Here is an 8,863-nt window from a genome sequence, read left to right as displayed (position 1 = left end):
GTCCTAACCGATAGACGAACGGACCACGCTGGCGTGGCGCGCTACCTAGCCAAGGATTCGCACCAATGCAAGCAGCTTTCTCTGCCCCAGCCAGCGTGTCTCGGAACGTGACGAACAGAGCGCTGGCATCCGCATCGAGACCGGCGCGCAATTTCATTTCGACCGTCTTTTCAAGCCAGTCCATATTGCGTTCACCATGCCATCCATGAGGCCGGGGCGTGCGTGGGCCGCGACGACCCAGAGAATAGACAGGACCAGCAGCGCAGAGATGGGGCGGTTCAGGAAGTCGAGTGGCGATTCCACCCGTGCAAGGGCAGCCCGCAATTTCACCTCCATGATACCACCCAGCACCATCCCCAGTATGATTGGAACGATTGGCAGATGGAGTCGCTTGAGGATGAGTCCCAACACGCCGAACCCGGCGGCCAGCGCGCAATCGACGATCGAGTTACGCAGGCTGTAAACGCCGACGAAACTCAAGGTCAGGATCATCATGCCGAGAAAGCGCGTCGGGATACGTGTCAAGCGCACGATCCAGTTGGAGGCCGCCAGCATGAAGCCAACGACAAGGATGTTGAGCGCGATGAGCGCGATGAATAGGGCATAGACAAAGCCGAGGTCGTCCCGAAAAAGCGCTGGCCCCGGCACAACGTTATGCACGTAGAAGACGGACAGCATCATCGCAGTCAAAGCTTCGCCGGGTATGCCGAGCGCCAGCAATGGGATCATCGCGGCCGCCGGAACGGCATTGTTGGCGGATTCCGAAGCGACCAGCCCCTCTGCGGAGCCTTTTCCGAAGGTTTCGGGCGTTGCAGAGCGTTTCCGCGCGAAGGTGTAGCTCATGAACTGCGCAGTGAATTCGCCGACGCCCGGAATGATCCCCATGACCACGCCGAACACGGAGCCCGCCGTGGCGACCCGCCTGTACTTCCAGACGCCCATCATCTCGCGGCCGACATTGCCGGTGACAGGAGCTGTCCTCGGGGCGTTCTCGGGCGCAATGAGCAAGGTGAGAGCCTGCGAAATCGCGAAGAGACCCAGCACGACGACGATAAGTTCCACCCCCGAGGTCAACCATCCCTGACCGAATGTGAACCGCATCGTGTATTTGACCGGCTCCATACCGACGCTCTGCAAGAGGATACCCAGTCCCGCCATCATGCCGGCCGCCGCCACATGACCGCGATGTGCGACAATGACGAGGATGATGCCGAGAAGGGCAGCCAGGAAAATCTCCCTGGCGCCGAACATGGGCGCGATCTTTGCCAGAAGCGGCGCGAAGAGCATCAGGGCAACGACCGACAGGATGCCGCTGAAGAACGACGCGCCATAAGCCAGACCGAGCGCCCTGGCCGCCTCGCCGCGTTTCGTCATCGGAAATCCGTCGTAGGTCGTCAGTGCGTTGACCGCAGTGCCGGGCGTGTTGATGAGTATTGCCGGCAAGGCGCCTCCGAACATGGAGGACCCATAGATGCCCAACAGCATGATCAGCCCGGTAAGCGGCGGCAGCGCAAAGGTCGCGGGCAACAGGATCGCGATTGCAACCGCGGGACCCACGCCGGGTATCGCCCCGATGATCACGCCGCCAATGGATCCGATGGAAAGCGCCAGAAGAACGTCCAGGCTCATCAGAAGCGAAAAGCCGGAATGGAGTGCCTCCATCGTCGCCGAGCCTCAGAAATTGACCATCATGAAGGTCCTTATCTGGTCCGGAAGGTATTCGTAGGCAGCGCCCGCCGGTACCTTGACCTGTAGCCCGGCCTTGAACACGGCGACCACGGCGAAACCGAAGGTTGCGGCCGCAAGATAGCTTTTGGCGCTGCGGTACCCGAGCCTCCAGACCAGCAGGATGGCAAAGGCCAGCGTCATTGGCAGGTAGCCGAGCCGTGGCACCAGCGCGACGTAGGCCAGAAACCAGCCGACGAACTCGAGTGAGCGCAGCCAGCGCAGGACTTCCTCGCGCGCCCCGGGTTCGCGCGGGGAGACCAGCGAGCCTCCCAGGTGTATGGCACCGAAGCCGACCATCATCAAAACGCCAACGCCGGGCCAGAAGGCGGGCTGCGCGGCGAACCGTGTGCCTTCTACCCAGCTGGTTTGCAGCGGCAGGAGCGCAAGAAGCGTCAACGAGAGCAACATGATCGACAGGGCAAACACGAAATCTCCGGGCTTGCGGTCACTTTCGAGCCGCATGGCCAGCGCTTTCAGACGTCGCATTCCAGGGCCTCCTTGGGTGGCGGATTTCGGGGTCTTGCCGGGCGGGGCTTGCGGCTCCGCCCGGGCACGCGATCAGTCGAGGTAGGAACCGATCAGGTCGAGCGCCTTGGCGTCCGTCTCCAACTGCGCATCGGCGGCAGAAGCATCCTTCCAGTAGATGAGCGCGCCAGTCTGCGCGGCCAGTTCCATTGCCGCGTCGGAGGTGACGACTTTTTCTGCCACGACGGCGATTTTCTCGCGGACGTCGGCAGGCGTGTCCTCATGGACGAAAAGACCGTTCCATGTCGAAATGTCGAGTTCTGGGATTACTTCGCCCACCGTCTGGACATCGGGCAGGATCGAGATCCGTTCTTCTGTAACGGCGGCAAGGAAGGTGAGCTCGTCGATACAGGGCATGACCAGCTGCAGCGTCGTGTTGATCACATCTGCGTCGCCGGAGGCCAGCGTATTGCAATCGAGCGCATCGAAGGCCGCGTCAGAAGCAAACTCGAAGCCCATGTCCTTTGCAATCGCGAGCGTATGACGGGCAGGCATTGTCACATCGCCGAAATGCCCAAGCGTAACGGCGTTGTCCTTGGCGTAGGCAGCCAATCCGGCAAGGTCGGTGTACGGCGCGTCGCCCTTCGTCGCGATGACGAACGGATAGGTAAGGAAGACGCCAATGGGTTCGAACGGGTTGCCTTCAAGCGGCGGTATGCCGATGGTCGGGCCCACGAGCGGCACGTCGATGACAAAGGATCCGATCGTGTAGCCGTCGGCTGGCGCCATGGCGACCTCGACCGCGCCGGGGAACGGTCCGCCGCCACCGCCGGGCTTGTTGACCACCGCAGCCGGCACCTCGTAGGTCGCCTGAAACTCGTCCGCAATCATTCGGGTCAGGACGTCTTCGAGATCGCCTGGTGGGAAGGGCACGACGAATTCGACGGGCTTTTCGGGATAGTCGGCGGCCGCTGCGAACGGGAGCGCAGCGAGCATTGCGGCCGTTCCGATTTCGACGAAGGTCTTCATCACTGGGGTCTCCTGTGGACACGCGGTTTCGCATCGCCCGTTTTCGGGAAGTGTCAGCATTCCTCCCGGATGGAACTGGAATGCGTCTGCAAGAGCATCATGCCCGCCGAGAGGATATCCTCCATTGCATTCTACGCCATATTTCCGATAGTTTACGCTGGTCAAATTCTCAAAGAGGTGGAGTTTTGGGCAAATGAACTCAGAAGCGCATGGCTATGCGGCGATCCGCGGAGCGCTCCTCGTGGCGGTCCTGGACAGGCTCATTGCGCGTTCTGTCGCTGTTCATCCACTTCTGGCAAAGCATGGTTTAAGCCTTGAAACATTGCGGGATCCGTATGTGTACCTATCCCTGCTCGAGTATGTAGGGTTCCTGGAGGACGCTGCAGATCTGTCGGGAGACACGCATATCGGTGCGCGGATCGGAACGGACATCAGGGCAGGGGATCTCGGTCCCATTGGTCTGCTACTGTCCTTGTCTCGCTCGATCTATGTCGGGATTGATCGGATGGTTCGGTCCGCCGCGGCGCTTCAGACCGGGACGGACATTGCCTTGCTGGAGGATGGCAAGGACGTCGTCTGGTCCTATCGATTGATTGAAGGGCGCATCTGGCCGCGCCGTCAGGATGCCGAGTTTTCGGCCGTCGCGACGGTACAGGTGATCCGAAACAACTTCTTGCGGAGATGGAGACCGACCCAGGTTCACTTCGAACATGTGGCGCACGGTGACCCGCAGTTTCTGGAGCGGTATTTCGGATGCCCCGTGATCTTCGGCCAGGCAACGAACCGGATCATCATGGACCGTGGGCCTCTTGTGGAACTGCACCGTCGTGAGGATACGGCACTCATTTCCGTCCTTGAACGCCACGTTGCCGATCTGATCGACGCCACCCCCGACCGGTCCAACCTGAGCAAGGCCGCGCGTTCGGTAATCTCCTCCGGGCTCGGTCTTCGGGCGGTTTCCGTCGAACGGGTGGCCGACACGCTTGGATTGTCGCCCCGCAACCTCCAGCGCAAGTTGGCGGAGGAAGGCACCAGCGTTCGCGACTTGCTGGACGACATCCGGCGCCACCGGGCCGAGGAACTCCTCTCGGAGGGGAACATCCCCATTGGCGAGATCGCCAACGCGCTCGGTTACGCCGATGGCACTGCCTTCTGGCGCGCGCACAAGCGGTGGTCCGAGTTGACCCCGCGTGAAATCAAGGCAGCCGCCCGGACCGATGTGCCTCGTTCGTCGTGACGGAGACGCCCTACACCTATTCGGTGGCGTTCGGCGGCGTGCCCTGATTCCCGAGGCCAATTCCGTAGAGAACTGCTGAAAATGTAGCCGGATTGCCCATGGACTTGGCGGGAATTATCGGAAAATTGGCGCCCGGAGCAATGGGCAAGTTGCGGCCAACACGGGTTAATCGGCAGCGACGCAAACCCACGCCCCTGACGCCAATAAGGACCCAAGCCGTGACCGAGCTCCCGAAGATCGACTTTCTCTACCTCAACGAACAGGACATGATCGCGGCCGGTGTGACCGATATGGCGGGTTGCGTCGATACGATGGAGGATATGTTCGTCCTGCTGAACAAGGGCGACTACCGGATGGCAGGCGCCAACAATGACAGCCATGGCGCGATGATCATGTTCCCCGAGGAATCGCCCTTCCCGACCATGCCCAAACCCACCGCGGACCGGCGTTTCATGGCGATGCCGGCCTATCTGGGCGGCGATTACTGCACCGCCGGGGTGAAGTGGTACGGCTCCAACATCGCCAATCGGGACAAGGGCCTCCCGCGCTCGATCCTGATGTTCACCCTCAACGATGCCGATACCAGCGCGCCGCTGGCCTATATGTCCGCCAACCTGCTTTCGGCCTATCGCACCGGTGCGGTGCCCGGGGTCGGCGCGCGGCATCTGGCGCGCAAGGACAGCAAGGTCGTTGCGGTCTATGGCCCCGGCGTGATGGGCAAGACCTCGCTCGCCGCCTTCATGGCGACTTGCCCCGAGATCGATACCGTCAAGGTGCAGGGGCGCGGCAAGCGCAGCCTTGAGAGCTTCATCGACTGGACCAAGGAAACCTATCCGCAGATCACCACCATCGAGGTTCTTGACGATATCGAAACCCTGGTGCGCGGCGCTGATATCGTCACCTACTGCGCCTCCGGCGAAACCGGCGATATCTCGAAATATCCCGTCGTCAAGCGCGACTGGCTGAAGCCGGGCGCCTTCCTGTCCATGCCCGCCTCCTGCGAGATCGACAAGGGGCTGGAACAACCCGATGTCCGCAAGGTGCTGGACAATATCGGCCTTTACGAGGCGTGGTTCGAGGAACTGCCGAAACCCGCCCACCAATATGTCCCGATCATCGGCGTGAAATTCATGGATATGATCGACGAGGGAAAGATGCCGCGCGATGCGCTGGAAGATCTTGGCGATATCTGCGCCGGCGCGACGCCCGGCCGGCAAAGCGATGACGAGATCATCATTCTTTCGGTCGGGGGCATGCCGGTGGAAGACGTGGCCTGGGGCACGGTGCTCTACCGCAATGCGCTTGCCAAGGGCATCGGCACCAAGCTCAACCTCTGGGACGAGCCGGTTCTGCGCTGAGTCCTCCCTGCCACCACTCACGCCAACAGGAGGGCCTGCCCGTGGCTCCGAAGATCCGCCCCGTCCAGACCTCGCAGGACATGCCGCACGCCACCACCGTCGTTATTATCGGCGGCGGGATCGTCGGCCTCTCGGCCGCGCTGACCCTGGCCGAACGGGGCATTCCCACGGTGGTTTTGGAAAAGGGGCGGATCGCGGCCGAGCAATCCTCCCGCAATCTCGGCTGGATCCGCAAGACCTCGCGCCTGGCCGCCGACATCCCGCTGACGCAGGCCTCGGACCGGCTCTGGGCGGGGATGGCCGAGCGCACCGGGTGCGATCCGGGTTATCGCGAGACAGGCATCATGTTCGTGGCCGGCAGCGAGGCCGAGATGGAGGGGCACCGCCGCTGGCTGGCCTCCGCCGAAGGGCTGGATCTCGGCTCGAAGCTCCTGAGCGCAAGGGAGGTGGATGAGCTGTCGCCCGGCGGTCAGGGCAACTGGGCCGGCGGGGTCTATACCGCCAGCGACGGCCGCGCCGAGCCGACCCTGGCCTCCAGCGCCATCGCCGAGGCGGCGCTGCGCAAGGGGGCGGTGATCGTCGAGAACTGCGCCGTGCGCTGCCTCTCCACCGCGGCGGGCAAGGTCAGCGGCGTAGTCACCGAGCGGGGCGAGATCGCCTGCGATCAGGTGATCCTTGCCGGCGGTCTGTGGTCGCGCCGCTTCCTCGGCAATATGGGGATCTCGCTGCCGAGCCTGCCGCTGATCTGCTATGCCTTCCGCACTGCGCCGCTGGAGGGCCCCTCCGAGGTCGCGGTGGGGGGGCCGGATTTCTCCTTCCGCAAACACGCAGATGGCGGCTACATCGGCACCCACCGCGCCGCCTTCGGCTCGCCCTTCGTCCTGGATCACTTCCTGCTCGGACTTCGCTACCTCGACACGCTGAAGGAAACGCACAGGATGATCCGTCCGATCCTCGGGAAACCGTTCATCGAAGATCTGAAACTGCCGCGTCGCTGGGGCCCGGGCGATATTTCGCCCTTCGAACGGGAGCGGACGACAGATCCACGGACAAAGGAGGAAATCCCGGAACAAGCTCTGGCCAACCTCCGCGCGGCGTGGCCGGCCTTCAAAGACACGCGGATTGTCGAGAGCTGGGGCGGCACGATGGACATCACCCCCAGTTCGATGCCGGTGATCTCTCCCGTCGCCTCGGTGCCGGGGTTCACGATTGCCACCGGCTTCTCCGGCCACGGATTCGGAACGGGGCCGGGCGCGGGCCAGTTGGCGGCAGATCTCGCGACAGGACATGCACCGTTGGTGGACCCGTCGCCCTATGCGTTCGTACCGCGCTGAGCGGTCGCTGACCGAAGGATTGCCGACCGGGCGATTCAGGCATACCCGCAAGGAGCGGTAATTCGGCAAGGAGGGGAGTAACCGGGATGAACTGGGACGAATTCGCTCGATGGGGCAGGCATGTTTCCGACTGGGCGGCGCAGTACCATCGGACCATCCGCGACCGTCCCGTGCGGGCGCGGACCCGCCCCGGCGAGATCGCCGGGAAACTACCGGTCGCGCCGCCCGAACGTGGCGAAGCGATGGACGCCATCATGGCGGACTTCGAGCGCATCGTGATGCCGGGCATCACCCATTGGCAGCATCCCCGTTTCTTCGCCTATTTTTCGTCCAACGCCGCGCCGCCTTCGATGTTGGCGGAGATGCTGGTCTCCACCATCGCCGCGCAATGCATGCTTTGGCAGACGTCGCCGGCGGCGACCGAGCTCGAAGGCGTCATGATCGACTGGCTGCTGCAGGCCATGTCCTTGCCGGAGGGCTATACAGGTGTGATCCAGGACAGCGCCTCCTCCGCGACGCTCTCGGCGGTGCTGACCATGCGGGAGAAGGCCACAGCCTATACCGGCAATCGTGACGGTCTTGGCGGCAAGGGCAACCTCCGCATCTATTGCTCCGAACAGGTTCACAGCTCCATCGACCGTGCCGCCTGGGTTGCCGGGATCGGCCAGCGGAACCTCGTCAAGCTGCCGACGAAGGGGCCGCGCTACGGAATCGACATAGATGCATTGCAAGCTGCGATCACTCGGGACCGCGCGTCAGGACATATCCCTGCCGGCATCATCGCGATCACGGGCGGGACCGGTATCGGTGCCTCGGACGATCTGGGGGCCGTCCTCCAAGTCGCACGTGCTGAGGGCCTTTATACCCACCTCGATGCAGCCTGGGCCGGTGCTGCAATGATCTGCCCCGAGTTCCGGGCGGATTTCTGGAGCGGCGTCGAAGGCTTCGATAGTATCGTTTTCAACCCGCACAAATGGCTCGGCGCGCAATTCGATTGTTCCGTGCAGTTCCTGCGTGATCCCCGGCCGCAACTGAACACGCTCAAGATCGAACCCGAATACCTGAAGACGACGGGTGAGGCGGTCACGAACTACTCCGAATGGACAATACCACTCGGCAGGCGTTTTCGCGCTCTCAAGCTGTGGTTCCTGATCCGAAGCTACGGGCTCGAAGGGCTAAGGGCGCGATTGAGAAACCACGTGTCCTGGGCAGGCGAGATCTGCGAGGAAATTCGCGGATTGGATGGTTTCGAGATCGTTACAGAACCGATCCTGAGCCTCTTTACCTTTCGCTGCCCGGGCGACGACACCGCTCAGCAAGCCTTGGTGGACGCGCTCAACGACGATGGGCGCATCTACCTGACGCAAGGGAGTTTCGGGGGGCGGAAGGTCATCCGGTTCCAGGTCGGCCAGTTCGACGCAACGAGAGACGATGTCATGATGGCCGCCACGGTGATCGCGGATGTCTATGAGCGTCTCGTTCACAGCTTGGAGCAATGATCCCTCCGACCAACGGGAAACAGGACTGCGCCGCTTCTCGCATCGCATCGCTCCACCGCAATTCATGTGCTCGACTGCAAGATCACGGCGGAAGGCGTCCGTGTCAGCATCGCAAGACAGCCAAGATGAAGGCCCGTGGTTCGATGCGGCCGACCTTTCGGACGCGCGGTTTTGGGGAGAGGGGGCCGGGTGGCAGTCCGTAGGGGAATCGAA

Annotated in this window: 8 protein-coding genes; 4 read left to right on the top strand and 4 right to left on the bottom strand. The window is 62.7% G+C overall.

All coding sequences use genetic code 11. The features are described from left to right. The 4 genes from ARC39_RS26345 to ARC39_RS24975 form a co-directional block, all read right to left on the bottom strand. A partial coding sequence (locus ARC39_RS26345; protein ID WP_236545403.1) for a hypothetical protein occupies nucleotides 1–184 on the bottom strand: 184 nt, incomplete at its 3' end. Then, nucleotides 154–1,662, bottom strand: a complete 1,509-nt coding sequence (locus ARC39_RS24985) for a tripartite tricarboxylate transporter permease (RefSeq protein WP_078059468.1) — start codon at nucleotides 1,660–1,662, stop codon at nucleotides 154–156. The genes ARC39_RS26345 and ARC39_RS24985, both read right to left, overlap by 31 nt. 12 nt (nucleotides 1,663–1,674) lie before the next feature. Further along, nucleotides 1,675–2,214 (bottom strand): tripartite tricarboxylate transporter TctB family protein, encoded by a 540-nt coding sequence (locus ARC39_RS24980; protein ID WP_068119573.1) that lies wholly within the window; start codon nucleotides 2,212–2,214, stop codon nucleotides 1,675–1,677. Between the two features lie 72 nt (nucleotides 2,215–2,286). Continuing rightward, entirely contained in the window at nucleotides 2,287–3,222 is a 936-nt protein-coding gene (locus ARC39_RS24975; RefSeq protein ID WP_068119570.1) for a tripartite tricarboxylate transporter substrate-binding protein, read from the bottom strand. Between the two features lie 193 nt (nucleotides 3,223–3,415). Between ARC39_RS24975 and ARC39_RS24970 the strand changes: the two genes are divergently transcribed. The 4 genes from ARC39_RS24970 to ARC39_RS24955 all read left to right on the top strand — a co-directional run bounded on the left by ARC39_RS24970 (nucleotide 3,416) and on the right by ARC39_RS24955 (nucleotide 8,650). Next, nucleotides 3,416–4,459: an AraC family transcriptional regulator gene (locus ARC39_RS24970; RefSeq protein ID WP_068119566.1), complete on the top strand. Its 1,044-nt coding sequence runs from the start codon at nucleotides 3,416–3,418 to the stop codon at nucleotides 4,457–4,459. Nucleotides 4,460–4,677: 218 nt separating this feature from the next. Further along, nucleotides 4,678–5,817, top strand: coding sequence for an ornithine cyclodeaminase family protein (locus tag ARC39_RS24965; protein ID WP_068119564.1), 1,140 nt, complete (start codon nucleotides 4,678–4,680; stop codon nucleotides 5,815–5,817). 41 nt (nucleotides 5,818–5,858) lie between these two features. Next, the gene (locus ARC39_RS24960) at nucleotides 5,859–7,151 is read left to right on the top strand and encodes an NAD(P)/FAD-dependent oxidoreductase (protein WP_068119561.1); all 1,293 of its coding nucleotides are present in this window, start codon (nucleotides 5,859–5,861) and stop codon (nucleotides 7,149–7,151) included. A gap of 86 nt (nucleotides 7,152–7,237) precedes the next feature. Then, nucleotides 7,238–8,650 (top strand): pyridoxal phosphate-dependent decarboxylase family protein, encoded by a 1,413-nt coding sequence (locus ARC39_RS24955; RefSeq protein ID WP_068119559.1) that lies wholly within the window; start codon nucleotides 7,238–7,240, stop codon nucleotides 8,648–8,650. The last annotated feature ends 213 nt before the right edge of the window (nucleotides 8,651–8,863 follow it).

The sequence above is a fragment of the Tropicimonas marinistellae genome, from assembly GCF_001509585.1.
In the GTDB taxonomy this organism is placed as follows: domain Bacteria; phylum Pseudomonadota; class Alphaproteobacteria; order Rhodobacterales; family Rhodobacteraceae; genus Tropicimonas; species Tropicimonas marinistellae.
The sequence above is the reverse complement of the archived record's forward strand: the minus strand, read 5'-3'. Positions and strand labels throughout refer to the sequence as shown.